This window comes from Balneatrix alpica DSM 16621 (assembly GCF_000619885.1).
Classification (GTDB): domain Bacteria; phylum Pseudomonadota; class Gammaproteobacteria; order Pseudomonadales; family Balneatricaceae; genus Balneatrix; species Balneatrix alpica.
The window spans coordinates 684,448-708,683 of record NZ_KK211039.1 but is presented as its reverse complement, the minus strand read 5'-3'; the positions used below and the strand labels follow the sequence as shown (position 1 = coordinate 708,683).

Annotated in this window: 23 protein-coding genes; 13 read left to right on the top strand and 10 right to left on the bottom strand. The window is 53.1% G+C overall.

What is annotated here, in order from left to right; all coding sequences use genetic code 11:
- The 3 genes from Q334_RS19080 (at position 1) to Q334_RS0112705 (ending at position 2,586) form a co-directional block, all read left to right on the top strand.
- A complete protein-coding gene (locus Q334_RS19080) occupies positions 1-1,029 on the top strand; it encodes a COX15/CtaA family protein (RefSeq protein ID WP_051527774.1) in 1,029 nt (342 codons plus the stop codon).
- Positions 1,026-1,922, top strand: a complete 897-nt coding sequence (cyoE, locus tag Q334_RS0112710; RefSeq protein ID WP_051527773.1) for a heme o synthase — start codon at positions 1,026-1,028, stop codon at positions 1,920-1,922. Before Q334_RS19080 ends, cyoE begins: the two co-directional genes overlap by 4 nt.
- A 61-nt stretch (positions 1,923-1,983) precedes the next feature.
- Complete coding sequence (locus Q334_RS0112705) at positions 1,984-2,586, top strand: Yip1 family protein (RefSeq protein WP_027313543.1); 603 nt, start codon at positions 1,984-1,986, stop codon at positions 2,584-2,586.
- 44 nt (positions 2,587-2,630) lie between these two features.
- Here the strand turns inward: Q334_RS0112705 and Q334_RS0112700 are convergent, their stop codons facing one another.
- Positions 2,631-3,437 (bottom strand): helix-turn-helix transcriptional regulator, encoded by an 807-nt coding sequence (locus tag Q334_RS0112700; protein ID WP_027313542.1) that lies wholly within the window; start codon positions 3,435-3,437, stop codon positions 2,631-2,633.
- Positions 3,438-3,538: 101 nt separating this feature from the next.
- Here Q334_RS0112700 and Q334_RS0112695 point away from each other — a divergent pair, with 101 nt between their 5' ends.
- The gene (locus Q334_RS0112695; RefSeq protein WP_027313541.1) at positions 3,539-4,063 is read left to right on the top strand and encodes a peroxiredoxin-like family protein; all 525 of its coding nucleotides are present in this window, start codon (positions 3,539-3,541) and stop codon (positions 4,061-4,063) included.
- A gap of 44 nt (positions 4,064-4,107) precedes the next feature.
- On the opposite strand, the gene Q334_RS0112690 is transcribed toward Q334_RS0112695, so the two are convergent.
- Together Q334_RS0112690 and Q334_RS0112685 are read right to left on the bottom strand one after the other, a co-directional pair.
- The gene (locus Q334_RS0112690; RefSeq protein ID WP_027313540.1) at positions 4,108-5,088 is read right to left on the bottom strand and encodes an MDR family oxidoreductase; all 981 of its coding nucleotides are present in this window, start codon (positions 5,086-5,088) and stop codon (positions 4,108-4,110) included.
- Between the two features lie 110 nt (positions 5,089-5,198).
- The gene (locus Q334_RS0112685; RefSeq protein ID WP_027313539.1) at positions 5,199-7,085 is read right to left on the bottom strand and encodes a sigma-54-dependent Fis family transcriptional regulator; all 1,887 of its coding nucleotides are present in this window, start codon (positions 7,083-7,085) and stop codon (positions 5,199-5,201) included.
- 276 nt (positions 7,086-7,361) lie between these two features.
- On the opposite strand from Q334_RS0112685, the gene Q334_RS0112680 reads away from it, so the two are divergent.
- The 7 genes from Q334_RS0112680 (at position 7,362) to Q334_RS0112650 (ending at position 14,628) form a co-directional block, all read left to right on the top strand.
- Positions 7,362-8,444, top strand: a complete 1,083-nt coding sequence (locus Q334_RS0112680) for an ABC transporter ATP-binding protein (RefSeq protein ID WP_027313538.1) — start codon at positions 7,362-7,364, stop codon at positions 8,442-8,444.
- An 8-nt stretch (positions 8,445-8,452) separates the two neighbouring features.
- Entirely contained in the window at positions 8,453-9,541 is a 1,089-nt protein-coding gene (locus tag Q334_RS0112675; RefSeq protein WP_027313537.1) for an ABC transporter ATP-binding protein, read from the top strand.
- 5 nt (positions 9,542-9,546) lie between these two features.
- Positions 9,547-10,413: a carbohydrate ABC transporter permease gene (locus Q334_RS0112670; protein ID WP_027313536.1), complete on the top strand. Its 867-nt coding sequence runs from the start codon at positions 9,547-9,549 to the stop codon at positions 10,411-10,413.
- A 10-nt stretch (positions 10,414-10,423) separates the two neighbouring features.
- Positions 10,424-11,224, top strand: coding sequence for a carbohydrate ABC transporter permease (locus tag Q334_RS0112665; protein WP_027313535.1), 801 nt, complete (start codon positions 10,424-10,426; stop codon positions 11,222-11,224).
- A gap of 12 nt (positions 11,225-11,236) precedes the next feature.
- Positions 11,237-11,509, top strand: a complete 273-nt coding sequence (locus tag Q334_RS0112660) for a DUF2160 domain-containing protein (RefSeq protein ID WP_027313534.1) — start codon at positions 11,237-11,239, stop codon at positions 11,507-11,509.
- Positions 11,510-11,581: 72 nt separating this feature from the next.
- Positions 11,582-13,324 (top strand): ABC transporter substrate-binding protein, encoded by a 1,743-nt coding sequence (locus Q334_RS0112655; RefSeq protein ID WP_027313533.1) that lies wholly within the window; start codon positions 11,582-11,584, stop codon positions 13,322-13,324.
- Between the two features lie 98 nt (positions 13,325-13,422).
- The gene (locus Q334_RS0112650) at positions 13,423-14,628 is read left to right on the top strand and encodes an MFS transporter (protein WP_027313532.1); all 1,206 of its coding nucleotides are present in this window, start codon (positions 13,423-13,425) and stop codon (positions 14,626-14,628) included.
- Positions 14,629-14,693: 65 nt separating this feature from the next.
- Here Q334_RS0112650 and glpD read toward each other — a convergent pair whose 3' ends face one another.
- Together glpD and Q334_RS0112640 are read right to left on the bottom strand one after the other, a co-directional pair.
- Positions 14,694-16,220, bottom strand: coding sequence for a glycerol-3-phosphate dehydrogenase (gene glpD / locus Q334_RS0112645; RefSeq protein WP_027313531.1), 1,527 nt, complete (start codon positions 16,218-16,220; stop codon positions 14,694-14,696).
- A gap of 182 nt (positions 16,221-16,402) precedes the next feature.
- Positions 16,403-17,167 carry a DeoR/GlpR family transcriptional regulator gene (locus Q334_RS0112640; protein WP_027313530.1) on the bottom strand — a complete coding sequence of 255 codons (765 nt, stop codon included), beginning with the start codon at positions 17,165-17,167 and terminating at the stop codon, positions 16,403-16,405.
- Between the two features lie 153 nt (positions 17,168-17,320).
- Here Q334_RS0112640 and glpK point away from each other — a divergent pair, with 153 nt between their 5' ends.
- Entirely contained in the window at positions 17,321-18,802 is a 1,482-nt protein-coding gene (glpK, locus tag Q334_RS0112635) for a glycerol kinase GlpK (RefSeq protein ID WP_027313529.1), read from the top strand.
- Positions 18,803-18,929: 127 nt separating this feature from the next.
- Here glpK and Q334_RS0112630 read toward each other — a convergent pair whose 3' ends face one another.
- Positions 18,930-19,601, bottom strand: a complete 672-nt coding sequence (locus Q334_RS0112630) for a hypothetical protein (protein WP_027313528.1) — start codon at positions 19,599-19,601, stop codon at positions 18,930-18,932.
- Between the two features lie 210 nt (positions 19,602-19,811).
- Here Q334_RS0112630 and Q334_RS0112625 point away from each other — a divergent pair, with 210 nt between their 5' ends.
- Entirely contained in the window at positions 19,812-20,291 is a 480-nt protein-coding gene (locus Q334_RS0112625) for a DUF411 domain-containing protein (RefSeq protein ID WP_027313527.1), read from the top strand.
- Between the two features lie 126 nt (positions 20,292-20,417).
- Here Q334_RS0112625 and Q334_RS0112620 read toward each other — a convergent pair whose 3' ends face one another.
- The 4 genes from Q334_RS0112620 to kdsA all read right to left on the bottom strand — a co-directional run bounded on the left by Q334_RS0112620 (position 20,418) and on the right by kdsA (position 24,224).
- Positions 20,418-20,612, bottom strand: coding sequence for a hypothetical protein (locus tag Q334_RS0112620; protein WP_027313526.1), 195 nt, complete (start codon positions 20,610-20,612; stop codon positions 20,418-20,420).
- 196 nt (positions 20,613-20,808) lie between these two features.
- The gene (locus Q334_RS0112615) at positions 20,809-21,120 is read right to left on the bottom strand and encodes a c-type cytochrome (RefSeq protein WP_027313525.1); all 312 of its coding nucleotides are present in this window, start codon (positions 21,118-21,120) and stop codon (positions 20,809-20,811) included.
- A gap of 104 nt (positions 21,121-21,224) precedes the next feature.
- Positions 21,225-23,360, bottom strand: a complete 2,136-nt coding sequence (locus Q334_RS20335) for an SUMF1/EgtB/PvdO family nonheme iron enzyme (protein WP_081414444.1) — start codon at positions 23,358-23,360, stop codon at positions 21,225-21,227.
- Positions 23,361-23,378: 18 nt separating this feature from the next.
- Positions 23,379-24,224, bottom strand: coding sequence for a 3-deoxy-8-phosphooctulonate synthase (kdsA, locus tag Q334_RS0112605; RefSeq protein ID WP_027313524.1), 846 nt, complete (start codon positions 24,222-24,224; stop codon positions 23,379-23,381).
- Positions 24,225-24,236: the final 12 nt, after the last annotated feature.

Here is a 24,236-nt window from a genome sequence, read left to right as displayed (position 1 = left end):
ATGGGTGTCAGAACAGCGTATCGATTAGCCATATTAGGCTGTTTACTAGCTTTTGTTGTGGTAACTCTTGGTGCCTTAACTCGTTTACTTGATGCAGGACTTGGCTGTCCGGACTGGCCTGGCTGTTATGGCTTTTTAACGGTACCAGTGGCCGACCATCATGTCGCTATCGCGGAAGCGCGATATCCTGATTTTCCGGTTGACCACACTAAAGGTTGGGCGGAAATGATTCACCGTTATGCAGCGGGCATGCTAGGGCTATTAATACTGGCCTTAGCTTGGGGGGCTATGCGTCAATCACCTGGATATCCGAAAGGATTAAGTTACACCCTGCTTGTTGTTGTCGTAGTGCAGGCAATGTTTGGTATGTGGACGGTGACACTAAAGCTTTGGCCTCAAGTGGTAACTCTACATCTACTGGGCGGTTTTACGACGCTGCTACTACTGTGCTTATTAATTCTCAGGATAAGGGCATTATCACCGAATATTAAGCCACTGTTATCAGGCTCCCAATCTAGACAGCGGAGGCGAGGCTTGTTAGCGAGCCTGGGTTTGGGGTTAGTGATTGTGCAGATTGTGCTGGGGGGATGGACAAGCTCCAACTACGCTGCTTTTGCTTGCCCAGACTTTCCTCGTTGTCAGGCTCAGTGGGTGCCTGAACCAATGAACTTCCAGGAAGGTTTTAATATTGCGCAAGAAGTAGGACCGAATTATCTGGGAGGACAGTTAAATGGAGAGGCTAGGGTAGCCATTCACTGGACTCATCGCGTTGGTGCGGTTTTGGTGACAGTGGTGAGCTTATTGGTCGCGTTGGCGTTGTGGCGTCAGCATTTGCGCAAACAAGCTTTATTACTGCTGATTACTTTAGGTGTTCAGCTTTCCATTGGAATTGCTAATGTTCTATTGCAGTTGCCACTTTCGTTGGCGCTGGCACATAACACTGGGGCTCTGGCGTTGCTGTTGGCATACGTCTGGGCGGTGCATTCGCTGTGGCAGCCACAAGCAAAGTGGCAGGGAGGATTGCTATGAACTGGCGTACGCTGACAGTCCGTACCCTAGGGTATGAGCAAATCCAAGCTTATTACGCCCTCACTAAACCGAGGGTTGTTGCAGTCATGTTGTTAACTGCTGTGGTTGGGATGTTGCTAGCTGATGAGTCGTTACCCTGGCGAGCTTTGTTTTGGGGAACACTGGGGATTGCTTTGTCAGCAGGGTCTGCTGCAGCTATTAATCAGTTAGTCGACTCTAAGCTGGATGCATTAATGGCCCGCACTCATCGTCGTCCGTTGCCGCAGGGGCAAGTGAGCCAGCAACAGGCTCTGATATTTGCCGGTTGTATCGGCACTGCGGGAATTACGATTTTGGCTTTGCAGGTCAATCCATTGACGGCTTGGCTGACATTGGCTTCTCTGATTGGGTATGCCGTGATTTACACGGCTTTTCTCAAGCGTGCTACACCACAAAATATCACCATTGGTGGTTTAGCTGGGGCAGCGCCTCCGCTGTTAGGTTGGACTGCAGTGACTGGCGAGGTGGCAGCCGAGAGCTTATTGTTGGTCTTAATTATCTTTGCTTGGACACCGCCACATTTTTGGGCGCTGGCGCTGCATAAGAAAGAAGAATATGCCCGTGCAGGAGTGCCGATGCTGCCAGTCACCCATGGTGAAGCCTTCACCCGCTTACATATCGTCCTCTATACCTGCCTGTTGTTTGCCGTCACGATGTTTCCATTCCTGACAGGTATGAGCGGTTGGCTATACTTAGTGGGCATGTGTGGCTTGAATATTCGCTTTGCACAATGGACTTGGCGAGTATGGAAAGCAGAGGATCAGCAAGCGCCGATGGCGATGTTCTGGTTTTCGATAAAGTACATCATGGCAGTCTTTGCTGTGCTCTTGATAGATCATTACTTAACCCTATGAATACAGGAGGAGTCAGGTGTAAGCGTGGGTGTGATAACGACAATAATCGGAGGAAGCAACTATGTTCTTTCAGCATATCTGGGGACTGGTGTACCACCCAAAGCAAGAGTGGGACTCCATCCGTGAAGAGCAATACAGTATTAGCTATCTATATACGCATCACCTCTGTTGGCTAGCGGCTATACCAGCACTGTCTATGTTTATTGGAACAACACAGATGGGCTGGAGTATCTCCGGTGGCGACTACGTCAAACTCTCTGTTGAAAGTGCCTTACCTATTGCCATTGCTTTTTATTTCGCTTTGCTAGTTGGAGTAGGGGCGATGGCTTACAGCGTTTACTGGATGGAAAAGACCTACGGCTCAGATGCTAGCTTAGATCGCTGTATGGTACTGACCACCTTTACCGCAACACCTTTGTTTATGTCAGGGTTGGCGGCCCTGTTGCCTATTCTCTGGTTTGATGTTTTTGTTGGAATGGGGGCGGTCGCTTATACGGTGTACCTGCTATATGTGGGGGTGCCCATTGTGATGCGGATTCCGGAAGAGCGTGGTTTTCTCTTCTCTACTTCGGTATTAACAGTTGGACTGTGTGTGTTAGTCGGCATGTTAGCTACCACGGCTATTCTGTGGGGCTCAGGCTTGACGCCGGTTTTCATTCGTTAGCATCTTTTGTTATGCAGCACCCGGCCTTGGTCGGGTGTTTGCGTTTAAGGGGCACTTAACTGTCCTGGTGGTACTCCCAACACTCGTTTAAACGCGCGTCGAAAGGCCGCTTCGCTTTGATAGCCAAGCTCCTCAGCCAGGATAGCAATGGCTGGGGCTTCGCTCTGTAGGCGCAATTGCGCTAAACGCATGCGCCAACGAATAAGGTAATCGCCGGGAGGCATACCGACCTTGGCTTTGAACTGTTGTACAAAGGCACTTCTCGACATGCCAGCAAGCTTGCTCAGTTCAAGCAGATGCCAGGGATGGCCGGGTTGTTGGTGGATAGCAATAAGCGCTTTAGCAAGTTTGCTATCTGCCAGTGCAGCAAGAATCCCTGTCTCAATCACCTGATTTGCCAGCAAGTAGCGCAGGATGTGGATGAAGAGCACTTCACAAAGTCGATGAATAACTTGCTGATGACCACAACGTGGCTGTGTTAACTCGCTCTCGATCAGTTGCTGCAAGGCTTGAATTTCAACCTGCTCTGCGGGCGGTAAGCTCAGCATGGGCGGGAGAGCATCCAGCAATGGATTGAGCTGTGCTCGGCCAAAGTCCAGTTTGCAGGCAATGCAGCGGATGTTTGGATCAATGGAGTGCCAGCGGTGCTGGCCTTGCTCCGGTAGCCACAAGAGTACGGGAGCCTCAATATCATATTGATGGCTTTGATGGACTAACTGTGCCTGGCCCTGGTAAAGCCAGTAAAGATAACTTTGCCCTTCGATGGTTTGATTTAAGCCATCTTTATCCAACAGGGTGGCAGTCACAACATGAGGTTGAAAGAGTCTAAGTAAGTCTGTTAAACGATCCATTTGTACTATCTGCAATAATTAATGCCATATAAGGTTGCCATAAGTTCTGATGTGGCGTCTATGCTATAGACCTATCACTCGGGTAGGAGAGGAGAAATCACATGGCATTAATTCCACGTCAGCAAGTCCCATCTTTAGCCTTATCAACTTTGCAAGGTCCTTGGCAGCTAACCCCGGGACACCAGGGGCCATTTACGATGCTGGTGTTTTATCGTGGCCTGCATTGCCCAATTTGTCGTAATTATTTGCAGGAGTTGAATAAACTGGCGGCAGAGTTTGCCGAGCGAGGCATCCAGATTTTGGTCGCTAGTAGTGATAGCCAAGAGCGTGCACAGCAAGCCCAGGTAGAGTGGGGATTAGATCAGTTGGCCATTGGCTACGGAGTTACAGAACAGCAAGCACGAGCCTGGGGGCTGTATATGTCGGCAGGGCGCGGCAAAACCTCGATTGGCATTGAAGAGCCGGCACGCTTTAGTGAGCCAGGGCTGTTTTTGGTGCGCCCCGATTTAAGCCTGTATTGGGGCAATATCAGCACAATGCCTTTTGCACGTCCGCACTTTCGCGAGATTTTGGGGGCGATTGATTTTGTTGTGAAAAATGATTATCCCGCTCGCGGCGAGTTGTAATTGGCTTTGCTAGGCGGTGTTTGTTACACCGCCTAGACGTTTTTCTAAAGGTTAGGGTCAACCACCACCCGGCCTTTCACCCTGCCTGACACGATGGCTTCAGCTTTGCTCACCACCTCTTCCAGCCCAACCACTTCAATGCCTTGTTGGTACAGTTGCGGGGGGACTAGCGCTGCCAGACGTTGCCATGCCTGTTCACGCAGGGGGCGAGGGCACATGACTGAATCCACTCCCTGTAAACGCACATTACGTAAGATAAATGGCATGACGGTGGTGGGCAGTTTAAAACCTGCTGCTAAGCCACAGGCAGCCACGGTCGCGCCGTACTGGCATTGGGCCAATGCCTTTGCCAGGATTTGATCACCGACTGTATCAATTACCCCAGCCCAGCGTTGGCTCTCAAGGGGCTTAGCCGGTTGTTGTAATTCGCTACGGTCAATTATCTGTTCGGCGCCCAAGTGACGTAAGTAATCATGGGTTTCTGTCCGTCCAGTAAGGGCATGTACCTCATAGCCCAGTGCTGCCAAGAGAGCGACAGCAAAGGAGCCAACGCCACCTGCAGCCCCTGTTACTAATACGGGCGCACCGGCAGCCACTTGGCCTTGTTCGAGCGCCATGACGCAGAGCATAGCGGTGAGTCCTGCGGTACCGATAGACATGGCTTCTAGTGCGCTTAGTGATGACGGGCAGGGTACTAGCCATTCACCCTTTACCCGCATCTGCTGAGCGTAACCACCCCAGTAGCGTTCACCGACTCCCCAACCGGTTAGAATGACTTGATCGCCGGCTTGCCAGTGCGGATCAGCCGACTGCAGGATACGCCCCGCTAAATCAATCCCTGGCACCATCGGGTATTGATGCACAATCTTGCCGTTACCGGTAACCGCGAGGCCATCCTTGTAATTAAGAGAGGAGTAGGCGACTTCAACCAGAATCGGCTCATCGGGTAAATCCTTAGTGGAGAGCCGTTCTATCTGAGCACAGAGGCCTGTCTCTTGCTGCTTCAAAACGAGCGCGTTAAACATGCTGCAATCCTACTCTACGCCAACAAAGAATGGCTTAACTATAGAGCAGGGGAGCGCCCTGGAAAGTACGACGTTTGTCGTAACAGTTGCGTTTATCGCTATATGAGCAGTTATCTGAGGCCTTGTTCGCGCAGACGTTTATACAGTGTATTGCGTGAGACACCTAACTTACGGGCGACTTGAGACAGGTTGCCATCACAGTGTTGTAAAAGCTGTTCCAAGTCTTCTTCCTCTTCCACTGCGGTTAGACCGACTGAGGGCATCGTATCCTTGTGATGACTGACTCTAGGCTGTAAGTCCGTATAAAAATCATCAGGTAGATGTTCAGGGCTGATGGGCTCTTGGTCTGCCATGGCCAGGGCAATCTGCAAGACGCTGACGAGCTGACGGATATTGCCGGGCCAAGGATGAGAGAGTAATAGCGTTAGCGTATCAGCGCGAATGCCCGCCACCTGATCACTTTCGCGATAACGTTGCCAGATGCTCTGAATCAGCGCTTCTTTATCTACCCGTTCACGCAATGGTGGCAATTCCAGGTTAAGGCCACTCACCCGGTAATACAGATCCTGGCGGAAAAGTCCCTCCGCTACATCTTGTTTGAGAGGGCGGTTGGTGGCGGATACCAGGCGGATATCGACCGGATAGGACTCAGTGCTGCCCAGGGGGGTGACTCTACGCTCTTGCAAGACTCTTAGTAAACGAGCCTGAACTTTTAAGGGCATGTCACCGATCTCGTCGAGAAAGAGTGTGCCCTTATGGGCTTTGCGGATCAGGCCAATACTGCCTTTGCTACTGGCGCCGGTGAAAGCCCCTTTTTCGTATCCGAACAACTCAGACTCGACCAGCTCACTGGGAATAGCGGCACAGTTAACCGCGACCAGCGGGTAATTGGCCCGACTACTGGAGTGGTGCAGTGCCTTAACGAATACCTCTTTGCCCACGCCCGTTTCACCATGAATCAACACGGGAATATCTTTATCTTGCAAGCGCTCGGCCTGGCGTACGGCTTTATCAATACGGGGATCGCCCAGGTTAATCGATTCGAGGGTGAATTCTGCGTGATTGCTGTTTTTGCTTGGCATGGGAATGACCGGCGCTGGGCTTGTCTGACGAAAATCCCGCGCTTTGATGCGGGTGATCAGGGGGCGCTTCAGCATCCCGTAGAAGCGGTACTTACCAAAAGCGGTAAGAGGAAAGGGGGTGTTTTCCGGGTGATTGATCAGTTGACGCAGTGGAATATCAAACAGGCTTTCAATGTTCACCAAGGACAACTCCAAGCCCAGCAACATGTCTGCCCGGCGATTGGCAGAAATCACAGCGCCCTGCTCGGTAAAGATCAGCATGCCTGACCACTGGGAGTCGAGGTTGTCCAGGTTGGTGTTAAAGGTTAACGAAAAGTGTTCATCCTTGAACAGGTTAATGATCAACCTGTTCTCCACCGACTGAGTCATCATCTTGACCATGCCCAGGGTGTGGGTCTGGGGCAGATAAGCATCACTGGAAACATCCAGCACCCCGATCAGCTCTCGATTGGCGTCGTAAATCGGCGCAGCGCTGCCGGTCATAAAACGATTGGCCTTCAGGAAGTGTTCATCCCGCTGAATTTGTACCGCTTGCCCACATGCCAGGGCCGTACCAATCGCATTGGTGCCGGTGTACCGCTCAATCCAACTGGTACCGGGCTCAAAACCGCAGACTTGCATGGGTTCTAAAAAGCGTTGATCCCCCCAGGATTGCAACACCTGGCCTGTACCATCTGCTAATAAAATCAAACAGTTGGAGTTAGACAGGATGTGTTCATAGTAGGGCAGCACTTCGTGATGAGTGGTTTGCACTAAAAAGTGATTACCCTCCAGCAGGGTGTGTACTTCACCCTGGGGGGGTTTATGCAGCTCTGGGGTGGAGTGATGGCTGAGGCCAAAGCGGCGGCAGCGATCCCAAGAGTCGCGTATCACCTGCTCATGGGGGAGCAGGGAAGGAGATTTGGTTAAAGGCATGGCCCTGACCCCAGATTGTTATTGTTCACGAGTGTTCAGGTTGAACAGATTCTGTTGTCAGTCCCTGTGTAAAGTCAACAGTTTGTACTGTTCATTTTCGCTAGCGAACATTTTGGAAAGAGCAGGATTTTATTTTAAATAGTTGATTTATAAAGGATAAAGTGTTTTTTCAGGCTGTGTTGATGAAGCTGGCATGATTCTGGCTTTTCGTATTGCTACATGTGACCGCTGACCAACCCAGCGGTCGGGTGCAATAACAACAATTAAGGACACAGCATGTCTTTGACGCTAGAACATGTCACTCGCGTCGTCGATAAACAGCTTTATATCGATGATGCCAGTCTGACTTTCGAGCCAGGGTCCTTCAACGTTCTCCTCGGGAGGACACTGGCCGGAAAAACTACACTGATGCGATTGATGGCAGGGTTAGATCAACCTACCTCTGGCCGTATTCTAATGAATGGAGCCGATGTCACCGGCGTGCCGGTGCGCCAACGCAACGTCTCCATGGTGTATCAGCAATTCATTAACTATCCCAACCTGAGCGTGTTTGAAAACATCGCTTCACCTCTGCGATTAGCTGGAGAGAGTGCGGCGGTCATCGACCGTAAGGTGCGGGAAACCGCTGAGATGCTGCACATCGAGGCCTATTTGCATCGCCTGCCGCTGGAACTATCCGGTGGTCAGCAACAGCGTACTGCGATGGCGCGGGCGTTGGTGAAGGATGCCGATTTGGTGCTATTCGATGAACCCCTGGTGAACCTCGATTACAAACTGCGCGAAGAGCTGCGCCAGGAAATGCGCGAGCTGTTCAAATCCCGCAATACCATCGCGATTTATGCCACTACTGAGCCTAACGAGGCCCTGGCATTAGGTGGTACGACAACCATCATCCATGAAGGCCGCATTATTCAGTCGGGGAAAACGGCTGAGGTCTATCACCGTCCTAATTCGGTTATCGCCGCAGAGCTGTTCTCTGAACCGCCGATTAACTTGCTGGATGGCAAGGTGACCGAATCTGAGGTGACCTTCGATGACTATGTGCACTTCCCCCTTAATCAGGACCTGAGCGGCATTAAAGCGGGTAATTATCGCTTTGGTGTGCGCCCTAGCCATGTTGGTTTGGTGCCTTGCAATGATGACGACCTTGAACTGTCTGTCACCGTGGATCTGGCCGAAATCAGCGGTTCAGAAACCTTCCTGCATGTGAAAAACGATCACTTCTCCCTCGTTCTGCATCTGTCCGGTGTACACGAGTATGACGTGGATGAGCCCATTCGAGTCTATGTGCCCACCCACAAGTTGTTCGTCTTTGACCTGCATGGTGGGCTGATTCAAGCCCCCAGCCGACGTATCTAGGAGGAAGCATGGCTGAAATACGTTTACAGGGGCTGGCGCACAGTTATAGCCGCCAGCCAAGCGGCCCGCAGGATTATGCTATTCGGCAGATGGATCATGTCTGGGAGCAGGGTGGTGCCTATGCACTGCTGGGTCCATCCGGCTGCGGCAAGAGTACGCTGCTGAATATTATCTCCGGCTTATTAGTGCCCTCAGAGGGTAAGGTGCTGTTCGACCAGAAAGAGGTGAACCGCCTGGCGCCGGAGCAACGCAACATTGCCCAGGTGTTTCAGTTCCCGGTGGTGTACGACACCATGACGGTGTTTGACAACCTGGCTTTCCCCTTGCGTAACCAAGGGCTGTCAGAGTCCAAAGTGCGCTCTAAGGTGAATGAGATCGCCGAGGTGCTGGAGTTACATCCGGTGCTTAACAAGAAGGCGAAAAATCTAACCGCTGATGAAAAGCAGAAGGTCTCCATGGGGCGCGGCCTGGTGCGGGACGATGTATCGGCGATTCTGTTCGATGAGCCGCTAACGGTGATCGATCCACATTTGAAGTGGAAGCTACGGCGCAAGCTCAAGCAGATCCATGAGCAGTTCAATATCACCATGGTCTACGTCACCCATGATCAGCTGGAGGCTTCCACCTTCGCGGACAAGATTGCGGTGATGTATGGCGGCCAGATTGTGCAGTTTGGTACCCCGCGGGAACTGTTTGAGAAACCGGCTCACACCTTTGTTGGCTTCTTTATCGGCAGCCCCGGTATGAACCTGGTGGAGGTGATGCGCTGCGAGGGTGGCGTGCAGTTTGACACCATCAAGGTGCCGCTGCCGGAGCGGATCAACAAGCTGCTGGCCGAGGTGCCAAGCAACAATATCAAAATTGGTATTCGTCCAGAGTTTATCCACGTCTGGGACACTCCCTATGAGGAGGCCTATGAGTGCGATGTGTTGCACACCGAGGACTTGGGTACCTACAAGATTCTGACCCTGCGTCTGGGTAATCACCAGTTCAAGGTGCGCCTGCAGGAAGATCAGAAAGTTCCCCAGAAGCATACCCGTATCAGCTTCCCTGAGCAGTGGCTGAAAGTGTATGTGGACGAGTATCTGGTGGAGTAATAACCATGAACAAGATTGAAAATAATAAAGCCTGGTTCCTGGTCTTACCGGTGTTCTTGCTGGTGGCCTTCAGCGCCATCATTCCGATGATGACGGTGGTGAACTACTCGGTACAGGACATCTTTGATCAAAGCACCCGCTACTTTGTCGGCACCGACTGGTACCGCGATGTGCTGCAAGATCCGCGTTTGCATGACTCTTTGCTGCGTCAATTTATCTTCTCAGCCTGCGTGCTGTTGATTGAAATTCCGTTGGGGATTGCGGTGGCGTTGGCGATGCCAACCAAGGGTAAGTGGGCATCCTTGACTCTGATCGTCTTGGCAATTCCCTTGCTGATTCCCTGGAACGTGGTCGGGACGATTTGGCAGATTTTTGGCCGTGCGGATATCGGGCTGATGGGCTGGGCGCTTGCCAGTCTTGGGGTGGATTACAACTATGCCTCCAATGCAGGAGATGCCTGGGCCACGGTACTGTTGATGGATGTTTGGCACTGGACCTCACTGGTGGCGCTGCTGTGCTACTCCGGCCTGCGTGCCATCCCGGATGTGTACTATCAAGCAGCACGTATTGACCGTGCTTCGAATTGGGCAATCTTCTGGCACATCCAGTTGCCGAAAATGAAAAGTGTGCTGCTGATCGGTGTGATGCTGCGCTTCATGGACTCTTTCATGATCTACACCGAGCCCTTTGTACTGACCGGCGGCGGCCCGGGTAATTCCACCACCTTCCTCAGTCAGACCCTGACCAAGATGGCAGTGGGACAGTTTGATCTGGGGCCGGCGGCTGCCTTCTCGTTGATTTACTTCCTCATCATTCTGCTGGTGTCCTGGGTGTTCTACACCGCCATGACCCACAGCGACAAACAAGGCTGAGGAGCGCGCTATGCAAACACGTAAACTCATTGTCCTCCTGGCTTATGTGTTCTTCCTGCTGGTACCGATTTACTGGCTGCTGAACATGTCTTTTAAGAGCAATACTGAAATCCTCGGCGGCCTGACGCTGTTCCCGCAGGATTTCACCCTGGCCAACTATAAGGTGATTTTTACCGATCCGAGTTGGTATATGGGTTATCTCAACTCCCTGTACTACGTGGCGATGAATACCACCATCTCCCTACTGGTGGCGCTGCCTGCGGCCTATGCTTTTTCCCGATATAAGTTCCTGGGGGATAAGCATCTGTTCTTCTGGTTGTTGACCAACCGGATGGCACCGCCTGCGGTATTCCTGTTGCCGTTCTTCCAGCTGTATTCCTCGGTTGGGCTGTTTGATACCCATATTGCCGTTGCTTTGGCGCACTGCCTGTTCAACGTGCCTCTAGCGGTTTGGATTCTGGAAGGCTTTATGTCCGGCGTTCCCAAGGAAATCGATGAAACCGCTTATATCGATGGTTACAGCTTTCCAAAGTTCTTCGTCAAGATCTTTATCCCCATGATTCGCTCCGGCATCGGTGTGACGGCCTTCTTCTGCTTCATGTTCTCTTGGGTAGAACTACTGCTGGCGCGCACTCTGACCTCGGTGGATGCCAAACCCATCGCGGCGGTGATGACGCGTACGGTCTCGGCGTCGGGGATTGATTGGGGCGTGCTGGCCGCAGCAGGGGTACTGACAATCCTGCCTGGCATGCTGGTGATCTGGTTTGTGCGTAACCATGTGGCCAAGGGCTTTGCCCTGGGTCGAGTGTAAGGAGGGCTGAAGATGGAATGGATGGCTTGGACGGTTCCGACCGCCACCTTTTTTAGCGTGATTGCCTGCATTCTGGTGGTGATGACGGTGGCGGAAATCCGCTCCCCCTGTGTTGAGCGCAAGGGCTTCTTGCCGATCAGCACTACCCGTGGTGATCGCTTGTTTATCGGCTTACTGGGAAGCGCCTATCTCCACCTGCTGGTGGTAGGTGCCACTGACTGGAGCATCTGGGTGGCCTTCGCTATTGCCCTGGTGTGGATGTTTATCGTGATGAAATGGGGGTGACGACGACTCGAAGGGACGACTTAACAGCAGTGCCGAATAGAAATCATTCATCGACCTAAATAAGAGGTACTTATGTACAACAATAACAACAAACTGAAAAAGGCAGTGGCGCTGAGCGCGCTGCTGGCGATGTCCGGTATCAGCTGGGAAGCTCTGGCTGATCAGTACCAAGATGCGGCTAAAAAATGGGTAGATTCTGAATTTGATGTTTCTACTCTGACTAAAGAGCAGCAGTTGGAAGAGATGCAGTGGTTTATTGACGCCGCCAAAGAGTTCCGTGGAATGGAAATCAACGTCGCGTCGGAAACGATCACTACGCACGAGTACGAGTCTAAAGTACTGGCAAAAGCCTTCTATGAAATCACCGGTATCAAGATTAACCACGACCTGATTCAAGAAGGGGACGTGGTCGAAAAACTGCAGACACAAATGCAGTCTGATAAGAACATCTATGATGCTTACATCAACGACTCTGACCTGATTGGTACTCACTTCCGTTATGGCAAGGTGGTGCCCATCAGCGACATGATCGAAGGGGATGGCATGGAATACACCCTGCCCACCTTGGATCTGCAAGATTTTATCGGTCTGTCTTTCACCACAGGGCCTGATGGCAAAATCTATCAGCTGCCTGACCAGCAATTTGCCAACCTGTACTGGTTCCGTGCAGATTGGTTTGAGCGTCCTGAACTGAAGAGTAAGTTCAAGGAAATCTACGGCTATGAGCTCGGGGTTCCCAAGAACTGGTCTGCTTATGAAGATATTGCTGAGTTCTTCAGTGTGCACGTGAAAGAAATTGATGGTCAGCGTGTGTATGGCCACATGGACTACGGTAAGAAAGACCCATCCCTTGGATGGCGTTTCACCGATGCCTGGTTCTCCATGGCCGGTGCTGGCGACAAAGGTATTCCTAACGGCCTGCCGGTAGATGAGTGGGGCATCCGTGTCGATGGCTGTCGTCCAGTGGGCTCCAGTGTTGCCCGTGGTGGTGCCACCAATGGCCCAGCTGCGGTCTATGCGACTACCAAGTATGTGGACTGGCTGCGCCAGTACGCGCCGCCTGAAGCGCAAGGCATGACCTTCTCTGAGGCTGGCCCTGTACCTGCCCAGGGTAATATTGCCCAGCAGATCTTCTGGTACACCGCCTTTACTGCCGATATGACCAAGCAAGGTCTGCCGGTGGTCAATGAGGACGGTACTCCCAAATGGCGGATGGCTCCCTCTCCCAAGGGTCCTTACTGGGAAGAAGGCCAGAAACTGGGTTATCAGGACGCCGGTTCCTGGACCTTTATGGCCTCTACACCTAAAGAGCGTCGTTTAGCTGCATGGTTGTATGCTCAGTTTGTGGTGTCAAAGTCCGTCTCCCTGAAGAAGACTCTGGTGGGTCTGACTCCGATTCGTGAATCTGACATTAACTCTGAAGCCATGACTCAGGCAGCGCCCAAGCTGGGTGGTTTGGTTGAGTTCTACCGTAGCCCTGCGCGTGTGCAGTGGACTCCCACTGGTACCAACGTACCTGACTATCCCAAGCTGGCTCAGCTGTGGTGGCAGTACATTGCAGAAGCCGCTAACGGTGAAAAAACTCCCCAGGAAGCACTGGATGGTCTGGCTGCTGCCCAGGACAAAGTTCTGGAGCGTCTTGAGCGTGCCGGTGTCCAGGGTGGTTGTGGTCCCAAGCTGAACGAGCCACAGGATCCGTCCTACTGGCTGAACAAGCCTGGCTCACCTAAGGCCAAGCTGGCTAACGAGAAGCCGCAAGGGGAAACCGTTCCCTATGCGGAACTGCTGAAGTCCTGGGAAGATGCCCGTAAGTAAGCATCGGTAACAGGCAGAAAATCGGGGCCCAGCGCCCCGATTTTTTTTGCATCCCTATTTGGCTGGCATAGACTCAGGCTAGCAATCAGGAGGGATGAATGAGCTACCGCGATCTTCTGCAACAGCAGCCGCAGTTATTAGCAGTGGGGTTATTGGCTGTGTTGAGCAGTCAGCTGGGACAAAGCTTCTTCTTTGGCCTGTTTTTGCAGCCGATTCAGCAACAAGTGCAACTCGATAGTGCTGGTTTCGGTAGTTTCTATTCTGCCATTACGCTCTGTAGTGCGTTTTTGGTGATGCGTTTAGGCGGGGCCCTGGACTGGATGTCGCCTGGGCGCTTTTTATGGTTGACCTTGTTGGGCTTAAGTCTGGGAGTCGGGCTGTTAACGCTTGCGCCCTGGGCGGGGCTCGCCATGTTGGGGGTGGCGCTACTACGTTTTTGTGGGCAGGGGTTGTTAACCCATTGGGCTAGCACCCTGGTTGGGCGTCAGGCAGGCACTTATCGCGGTCGGGCTTTGGCATTAATTGGCCTGGGTTTTCCTCTGGCGGAGGCATTGCTGCCGCCTTTGGTGGTGATGGCCCTGGCCTTGATTAGTTGGCAGCAGTTTTGGTGGTTAGCTTGGGCATTGATAGCTGCCGCCTGGCTGCTAGTGTGGCCCTGTCAAACTTTGCGCCGTCCGGCAGCCTCTGTGCGGGGGAGTCAGGCGGCGGTGCGGCTTCCCTCTCCCTGGAGAGATTCACGCTTTCTTTGCCTAGTGCCGCTGTTTTGCCTGTTACCTGCCTGTCTGACCGGGATCTTTATCTACCAGGGGCGTTTCAATGCTGACTTGGGTAGCTCCAGTACCAGCTATGCCCTGGCGATGTTGCTGCTTGGCTTGGTAAAGATTCCCGGAGCATTATTTGGCGGGGCGGCGGTGGACCGGTTGGGCGCTGCCCGGGTCGCACTAGTCTTTGTGTTGCCGTTTGCGCTGGGCCTATTGCTGGGATGGCAGCTGCAGGGCGGGCTAGGCGTTGCCTTAATCCTACTAGGTGGCGGTATCTGCATGGGCATGCAGGAGGCCATGGCAGTCAGCTTGCTGGTACAGCTTTGGGGAGCAGAGGCACTGGGCTATTACCGCGCCCGCTATGGCGCCTTGGTGGTGTTTGCCTCGGGCTTATCTCCGGCGCTATTTGGTAGCTTGCTAGATTGGGGTTGGCAGTTTCAGCAATTACTGCAAATGATGCTGGTGGTGACTGTTATAGCCTGGTTGATTGCCGCGTTGCCGTTATCGCAGCTAATGCACCAGTCTGCCCAACAGCAGGGTTAATCCCGTTGATTATCAAAAGAAAAAAGCCCTCACAAGGAGGGCAACGGAAGCCACCAGGAGTGGTGTCAGGAATGATTAACGGCTTTGGGCCAAGCGGGGCGATGACCAGCTAGGTAGTCGCCTAATTGTTGCTGTTGCTCAGTGCTGAGGAACAGGCCCAGTTTGGAGCGGCGCCAGAGGATATCTTCACTATTCTGCGCCCACTCATATTGTGTCAGGTAATCCACCTCGGCCTGGTACAGGGTGTCGCCAAAGTGTTGGCCTAGCTGGCTCAGACTTTGACTGTTACCGAGAATATCGAGACTCAGGGTGCCGTAACTGCGTACTAAGCGCTTATTCAGTCGGTCCGGTAGCCAGGGGTAGCGTTGTTGCAAGTACTGCTCCAGGCTGCTGTGGTCAGCAAAACCGCCACCAGGCAGAGGACTTTGCGCAGTCCAGGGCGCACGCATATGGGGGAAGTAAGGGGCTAGTTTGTCGACTGCCGCTTCCGCCAGCTTACGATAGGTGGTGATTTTGCCGCCAAAGACAGAAATCAATGGCAGTTTGCCTTGCTGATCTTCCAGCTCCAGGGTGTAGTCACGGGTTACGGCGGAGGGGTTGTCAGCCTCGTCATCCAGAAGCGGGCGAACGCCTGCATAGGTCCACTGCACTTGGTCACGGGTGGTTTGGGTAACGAAGTGGGCATTAATGACCTGTAACAGGTAATCGATTTCCCCTTCGGTCATTGTGACTTTGGCAGGATCGCCCTGGTATTCCAGGTCGGTGGTACCCACCAGCGAGAACTCGTCCTGGTAAGGGATGACAAAGACGATGCGCTTATCGTCATTCTGCAAAATGTAGGCTTGGCGCTCATTATGCAGACGGGGCACCACCATGTGACTGCCTTGGACTAACCGAATCTGCTTAGGCGCTCGGCGCTCCAACGCGGTATCGAAGAAGGAGGCTACCCAGGGGCCGGCAGCATTGACTACGGCGCGTGCCTGCACATGGCGCTTCTCGCCACTTTCGCTGTGTTCCAGGGTTAAATGCCAGAGTTGTCCTGTTTGCCGAGTGGCATGGACGCAGCGGGTGCGCGTGACGATTTCTGCACCGAGACTACGTGCCTGCATCGCATTCAGCACCACCATTCGGGCGTCATCTACCCAGCAGTCAGAATATTCGAAGCCCTGATGAATGTGGCTTTGTAAGGCGCTACCGGCTTTAAAACGAATGCGCTCGGAAGCGGGCAGAGTTACGCGCTTGCCCAGGTGGTCATATAGAAACAAACCAGCCTGAATCATCCACGCGGGGCGCAGATGAGGGCGGTGAGGCAGACGAAAGCGTAATGGCCAGACAATATGAGGAGCCTTGCGTAGCAGCACTTCGCGCTCTTGTAAGGCCTCTTTAACCAAGCGGAATTCATAGTATTCCAGGTAGCGTAAGCCGCCATGAATCAACTTAGAGCTGGCTGAGGAGGTGGCGCTGGCTAAGTCTGCTTGCTCACACAGCAGCACGCGTAGTCCGCGGCCTGCTGCATCGTTAGCAATACCCACGCCATTGATGCCGCCACCGATGACGACCAGGTCGAAGGGAAGTTGGGCTGATTCGCTCATAAGCTACCTGCGTAAATTCGAAAATCAACATAAACGAACATTTTCGAAAGTTTAGGCGGCTCAAAAAATAAACGCAAGCGCAAATTTGCTAAAGCGAAAATGCAAAGCTGTTTCTGCTCCGGTTGTCGGCAGAAACAGCGTAGGCAGAAGCAGCGTCTAGAAAACGTCGGGGGTGAGGAGGCTCAGTGATCGGCGACGATCAGTTCGACCTGGTGCAGGGCAAGTAGCTGCTGGATGTGCTTGGGAGGGGGTTGATCAGTCACTAGGGTGTGTACTTGGCTAAGATTGCCTAGACGCACCATGGCGCTGCGACCAAACTTGGAGTGGTCGGCCGCCAGAAAGACTTGCTTGGAATTCTGGATAATGGACTGGGCAATGCGCACTTCGCGGTAGTCAAAGTCTAGCAAGGAGCCGTCTTCATCAATGCCGCTGATGCCGATGATGCCGTAATCCATGCGGAACTGGTGAATAAAGTCACGGGTGGCTTCACCGACAATGCCGCCATCACGGCTGCGCACTTCGCCGCCAGCGATGATGACGGAAAAGTCCTCCTTGGCGCTGAGTATGGAAGCGACATGAATGTTGTTGGTGACGATGCGCAGGTCACGGTGTTGTAGCAGGGCGTGGGCTACGGTTTCCGTGGTGGTGCCGATATTGATAAAGACCGAGGCGCCATCTGGAATCTGTGCCGCCAGGCATTGTGCGATGCGCTCTTTCTCGCCATGGTTGAGGATTTTTCGGGTGGCATAGGCGGTATTGACGGTGCTGGATTCGAGCGCCGCGCCCCCGTGGTGACGGCGAATTTTGTTGGCGTCAGCCAGTTGGTTCAGGTCGCGGCGGATGGTTTGAGGGGTAACGTTGAATAACTGCACCAGCTCATCAATGCTGACAAAGCCCTGCTGGCGTAACAGTTCAAGAATTTCATCTTGGCGACGGTGTTGACTCATGCGGTCCATCTCCCTGGGGTGGCGTGCCCATTGTAACTCCTTGATGCGCGGTGGAAAGTGACAATGCAGTTGATTGAATTCGAAAAATTTGTTGCAAGATTGGATGTTGGTGACAGAATACGAAAAAAATCGAAAATAAAAAGGTAAGGCGTCATGGCTAATTATTTGCTCGCCCTGGATCAGGGTACAACCAGCTCCCGCGCTATTGTTTTTGACCGTGCCGGCCATGTGATCAGTATGGTTCAGCAGGAGTTTTCCCAGCATTTTCCAAAGGATGGATGGGTGGAGCATGATCCGGAAGATATTTGGAGCTCCATTCTGACCACGGCTCAGCAGGCGCTGAAAAAGGCGGGTCTAAGTGCCACTGAGATAGCGGCCATTGGCATTACCAATCAGCGTGAAACAACGATGGTGTGGGATCGTCAGACAGGTAAGCCGGTTTACGCCGCGATTGTGTGGCAGGATCGTCGCACCAGTGAGTATTGTCGTGAGCTGAAGCAGGCTGGACTGGAGGAAAAGGTTCAGGCAAAAACCGGTTTGTTGCTTGATCCGTATTTCTCGGCGACCAAATTACGCTGGATTCTTAATGAAGTGCCGGGGGTGCGTGAGCGGGCGGAGCGGGGTGAGCTGGCATTTGGCACCGTCGATACTTTCTTATTGTGGCGTTTAACGGGGGGTAAGAGCCATGCCACCGACGCCACCAATGCCTCACGCACGCTGCTGTTTAATATTCATGAGCAATGTTGGGATAAGGAACTGTTGGAGTTGTTTGCTATCCCGGCCAGCTTATTGCCAGAAGTAAAAGACAGCTCTGCTGATTTTGGTTGTACGGATCCCGCTTTACTGGGGGGCGAAATTCAGGTGGCGGGGATTGCGGGTGATCAGCAAGCAGCTCTGTTTGGCCAAGCCTGTTTTACCCCAGGGATGGCGAAGAGCACCTATGGCACCGGCTGTTTCTTAATCCTCAACACTGGCGAGCAGGCCCTGAGTTCACAGAACCGCTTGCTGACTACGGTGGGTTATCGCTTGAACGGCAAGGTCAGCTATGCCTTGGAAGGCAGTATTTTTGTTGCCGGGGCAGCGGTGCAGTGGTTGCGTGATGGTTTGCGCCTGATTGCGCAGGCAGGTGAAACCGAAGCGCTGGCGGCTAAAACCCGGCTAGATCATGGTGTATACCTGGTACCGGCATTTACCGGTTTGGGGGCACCTTACTGGGACCCGGAGGCGCGGGGCGCTTTGTTGGGCTTGACCCGGGATACTGGAATTGCCGAGGTGGTGACGGCGGGCCTGCAGTCGGTGTGTTTTCAGACGCAGGATTTATTGCAGGCAATGGCGAAAGATGGCGTGGATATCCGCACGCTACGGGTAGATGGCGGTATGGTGGCCAATAACTGGCTGCTGCAGCATCTGGCGGACATCTTGCGGGTGGAGGTGGATCGCCCTCAGGTGACGGAAACAACGGCGCTTGGGGTGGCCTATTTGGCTGGCTTGCAGGTGGGGTTGTATGAGTCGTTAGAGGATATCGCCAAGCAGTGGCGTTGTGAGCGGCACTGTCAACCAGTGATGGCGGAAGCTCAGGCGGTTAGCCTTTATCAAGGTTGGTGCACGGCAGTGGAGCGGGTGCGTAGCCATTAATCGCTACTTGGTTAAGAGAGTCGCTACCTGAACGGAAGTGCGATATTGGCTCAACTAGGTGAACGGCATAAGCCACGATCAGGATCGTGGCTTATTGCTTAAAGGGAGAGTGAAGTAGACAGCATGCTTACTCGTTAACCGCCGGCACATTGAGAGGGCGTTCGGCGGCTTGCAATGCCTGCTCTTTGCGAATTTCAAAATAGCGAATCAGTTCTATGCCGGCTTGCACCACCTGAGACTGGGGGCGACTGCTGCAATAGCGGCCGAGATAATCCAGTAGATTGCCTCGTTGTACCATTTCGCTCAGTGACCAATTGGGCAGATCCAATGCTGCGGCGCTGATATAGCCTTCCATCCAGGTTTGATAGAGAACAACGGCTTTGGTACGGGTGTCAGGATTGGCGATGTGTTGCATAAATTCCATACAGCCATAGGTGCCGGCGCCGAGCAGCGTGCTCATATTAGACTCGCTGGTATGGCTGCTCTGCCACTCCAACAAACCATGCATCGCATCTACCAGCCATTTGTTAGGTTGGCATTGACTCTGCAGCTCTAATAGTAAAGCGGTATGCCTGGCCTCATCGACGTTATAGGCTAGTCCTTTGATAAAGGCATGCCCCGAGAGGTATCCCTGGGTCCAGGATTGTGATGCTAACACTTCTGCTGGGCTGCTAAAGGCTTGCTCACAGTTCTGGTCGCCTTGACCATAAAGCTGGTATTGCAGGAAGTCCTGCGAGGCCCAGAGGTTGTTTGCGAAACTAATGAGCCCGGTCAGTGCGAGTGTGATGAAAGTCTTCATAATCACCTCCAGAAGCTGGTCAGGGGTGCGACTCTCCGTTTAGGGCTAATCCATATATTGCTATTGGAGGGGGCGCTACAGCTTCACAAGGGCAGGCTGCAAAGGGTTACGCTTTGTCACTAAAAGGTGAGTTGCACTTGACCCTCCAGTAGGGGGAGGGTTCAGATTGGCAAAACTAGATACAGCCGAATTCGATAAGTGAGGTACAGCATGAAAAGCAAACTTACCCTGGCATTAGGTGCATGGTTGTTGGCTTCGGGAGCTTGGGCCGCTCCCGATTGGAGTGCGGATGTATCGGCACAATCCCATGAGATTAAAGTTTTTCGTAGTCCTACTTGTGGTTGCTGCAAGGCTTGGGTGAGCCACCTGCGTGAGCATAACTTTCAGGTACAGGATATTGAAACGGATAATATGGCCAGTGTGAAACAAGCATTGGGCGTGCCTGCGGCGCTGGGTTCCTGTCATACCGCGCAGGTGGATGGCAAGGTGATTGAAGGGCATGTGCCAGCTAATGCTATTAAAGCGTTTTTGGCGAAAGGAGAGATGGCGGGAGCGGGGTTGTCTGCCCCTGGTATGCCTGCTAACTCACCGGGTATGGAGCAACCTGGCAGCACGGCGATGGACTTTGAGGTATTAGAGTTCAATGGTATGGGCAAGGTTGAGGTGTTTGAGCGCTTTCAGTCGCAATAGATGAGTAAGTTGCTCATGGCTAAACCTGAGCATGTCAGATGAGGCAGGCAAAACGCCTGCCTAAATGCTTTCCACGCCAGTAGATGGCGTGGGACGGAGCGGTTAAAGCTCGTAGCAAAGGGTGTGCTAGTTTTGCTGGGAAACAGGTTGTCGGGCACGACGCGGTCGGCGTAAGGCGACAATACGGCTGCGGCAGGCTTCGGCATAGAAGCTGACAGCCCTGCAGTGTGGGCAGACGATCAGGTCATCCGCCTTTTTATTGGTCAGACTACCATAGATGCCACCATGGCATTGAGGGCAGTTAATGAACTGTTCCGGCATGGTAATCGCTCCCTGTTATGATTATGGGTGAGCTTGGAGTGCCAAGAATCACGGTTATATGTCTATAACCTAGTAGCCTAAGTGGGGATAAACAAGGGAGAATTTTTCATGCTGCGCTGCAAAGAAGCGACCCTCTCCGTTTGATGGGGAACGGAGAAGGTGCTGCCGCAGCGACTTCTAGTGGAAGTCGGTGGGGTTACTGCTGGCTAGCGTAATAGGCTGCCAAGTCGGCAATATCTTGGTCGGACAGAGCGCCAACCATCGAGTACATGACCGCCGCTTGGCCGCCTTTGCGCTCTTGGGATTTGTAGGTTTTGATCGCGGACTCTAAATAAGCAGCATTTTGACCTGCTAGTTTGGGGTAGCTATCCATAATAGGCTTTTTGCCCCCTTCGCCATGGCAGCTGGCGCATACGGCGGCTTTGGCTGCGCCGGCGGCTGCATCACCACCAGCATAAGCAGTGGTTGCCAGGAGAGTCATGGCTGTGATCGCGATGAGTTTTTTCATGGTTTTCCCTTCTCTATCTCACGGTTATAGGCCAGCAGGCTTGAACGACTGGTCTAGGGCCGATTCAAGCATGCCAGATGTCAGCACTAAGGCATTGATAGATATCAATACTGTTGTGCTGATAGTTCTTCTTGGTTGAGGTCGCGGGCTACACGAAAGCCCCAGTTGTTATCACTCGCATTGGGTTGGTGGCGATAGCGGCTGGCGGAGCGCAACAGGCGCGGAATATCGAACCAGGAGCCACCACGCAGAACTCTGAAGCCACAGTTAGGGCTATCAATGGCTGCACCATTATCGGGTGCATCCTGATAGTTAATCTGATAACAGTCTTGCACCCATTCATATACGTTGCCGTTCATGTCGTGTAGTCCCCAAGGGTTGGCGGGAAATGAGCCAACAGGGGCGGTGCGAACACCGTCCCATTCACTACCGCAACTGTCACAGACGGCACGACCCTGACCCAGAGTGCCTCCCCACCAGTAGGCTGTACTGGTGTTGGCGCGTGCAGCATATTCCCATTCGGCTTCACTAGGTAAGCGGTAAGCCTTGCCAGTTTTTTCGCTTAACCATTGGGTGTAGGCCTGGGCATCGCGCCAGCTGACGTTTACAACGGGTCGTCGCCCTCTCCCCCAGCCTTGATCGTCAGGTAAGCGGCGATTAGTGGCTTTGGCAAAGAGGTCATACTCTTCAAAGGTTACTTCATGTTTACTTAAGGCAAAGGGGGTTCGGATCACCACAAAGTGCACGGGGAGTTCGTTATCGTCCCCTTGGCCGTCTTGGTCTCCCATATAGTTGGAGCCAGCAGGGATGACGACCATATTGGGGCCGCGCCGTCCGTCTGTCATGGGGTCCGAGAAAATGTCGCCGACCTGTAAGCGAGGCGGAGGGACGGGGGGGGAGGACTGGGGTTGATAGAGTGTCACAGCGCTGGGGTCTGGTTCAGGTGGAAGGTTACGTAGCTCTGGATGCTTGAGCTTCATAAAGAAGGCAGTGATATTTTCATCCAATTTGCGGTTTTTGACTTCGGGGTGATTGACCACCAGGGTGCGCAACTCGGTGAGTTGTTCGTCTAGCTGTTGGCGCTGCGCATCGCTGGTGATGTCCTCACTCAGACTTTGTTCCAGTTGTTCAACCAAGTTGTCCACCCGCTCTTGGGGTGTAGGCTGCATCCACCAAAATAGTCCCAGATTGATGGCTGCCAGAGCGGCTAAGCCGATTGCTCCGCCCAGCATTAGCTTGCGTGATGGAATGTCACTGAGCCTGTCGAGCAAGCCTTGGGGCTGTAGGCGCTGTAGTTGCTCTTTCCAATTAAACTTTAATCCTGGGGCAGCAGCGGGGTTGATTACTGTCTCTTGGTTGGCGTCAGTGGGTGAGGGTGCCGAGCTGTTGCTGGGGGCGGGTTCTGCTTTAGGTTCAGGAGCAGGCTTGGGTGTGAAAATTTCCTCAATATAACGTTCGGTGTCCTGGTAGGGACGCTTGCGAGGGTCGGCATTTAATAGCTGCAACAGTGCTTGCCACTGATTATCTTCCAGCCAGCCCAGGCGCGTTGGGTGCCCACGTTCATTGCTTGCATAGGCTTGTTGGCCGCTAAGCATTTCGTAGGCCAGGCAGCCGAGGGCAAAAATATCTGCCGCAGGTTGAGGAGTGGGTTTGCGACTGAGTAGTTCCGGGGCGTAATAAGGCTGCGCGGGGGTCGGAATGCCCAGCTCTTCTAATGCACGGTAGAGGGGCCAGTTGTAACCGACATTCAGTACTTTGAGCTGATGCTCTTTGGTAATGAATAGACTGTGAGCGCCAAGATCAAGATGGAGCAGTTTTTGTTTGTGTAAGTTCTCTAATACGGCGAAAAGCTTTTTAAGCAGAAGTTTGGCAGTCTCCGCTTTCAGGCTGCGCTTGTTCAGGGTGGCGCTGAGACTGGCCCCCTCGAAAGCTTCCAGAATAATAAACTGCCAACCGCTGGAGGGGGTGGCTACATCCCATACCCGGGCAAGGGAAGGGTGTTGTAGCTTGCGCTGGCGTAGCGCCTGTTCACGCATGGCTGCCATTGCGCTGTCATGAACATAGAGGACAGGGTTAATAATTTTAAGGGCGACCGTCCGGCGACGGCCGCTCTCGCGCGCATGCCAAAGGGCGGAGACAGGGGAGCTGCTGACCTCCTTTAACAGGCGAAATTGATATTCGCCATGTTGAAGTAGTTGGCCTTCCTGCAGCTGAACTAACGAGAGTGCACCATCCTTCATGCCGCCTCCACCAAAACATTAGTCGGTAGCAATGTCGTTAAAGCTTTTTACCAGATTATCCAAGTCCTTGATCTGGCGGAGGAAGGGCTCAAGCTTATCCAAGCGCAGGGCTGAGGGGCCGTCGCATTTGGCTTGGTTAGGGTCTGGATGTGTTTCCAGGAAGAGGCTGGAGAGTCCCTGTGACATACCAGCCAAGGCAAGTTGGCGTACCAGTTGGCGACGACCATCGGCAGAGTCACTGCGTCCTCCCGGCATTTGCAGGGCATGGGTGACATCAAACATAACCGGGTAGCCGAAGCTTTTCAGGGTGCTAAAGCCCAGCATGTCCACCACCAGATTGTTATAACCAAACATGCTGCCACGCTCACACAGCATGAGTTGGTGGTTGCCAGCTTCTTCGCACTTACGCAGGATGTGGCCCATTTCATGGGGGGCTAGAAATTGCGCTTTCTTAATGTTGATCGGCTTACCGGTTTGGGCAATGGCGACCACCAGGTCAGTTTGCCGTGACAGGAAGGCAGGTAACTGCAGCACATCCGCCACTTCAGCCACTGGAGCGGCTTGCCAGGGTTCGTGTACATCGGTGATAACGGGGATGTTAAAGGTGTCTTTGACCTTTTGCAGCAGACGCATGCCCTCTTCCAGGCCTGGGCCGCGGAAGGAGTTAATCGAGGAGCGGTTGGCTTTATCAAAGGATGCTTTAAACACGTAGGGAATGCCCAGGCGCTCGGTGACCTGGACAAAGTGTTCGGCAGTACGCAGGGTCAGATCTTGGTTTTCCAGTACATTCAAACCACCAAACAGGGTGAAAGGACGTTGGTTGGAAAGGTCAATCTGGCCCACGCGAACGGTTTTCTCAGTCATGAATCCTGCATC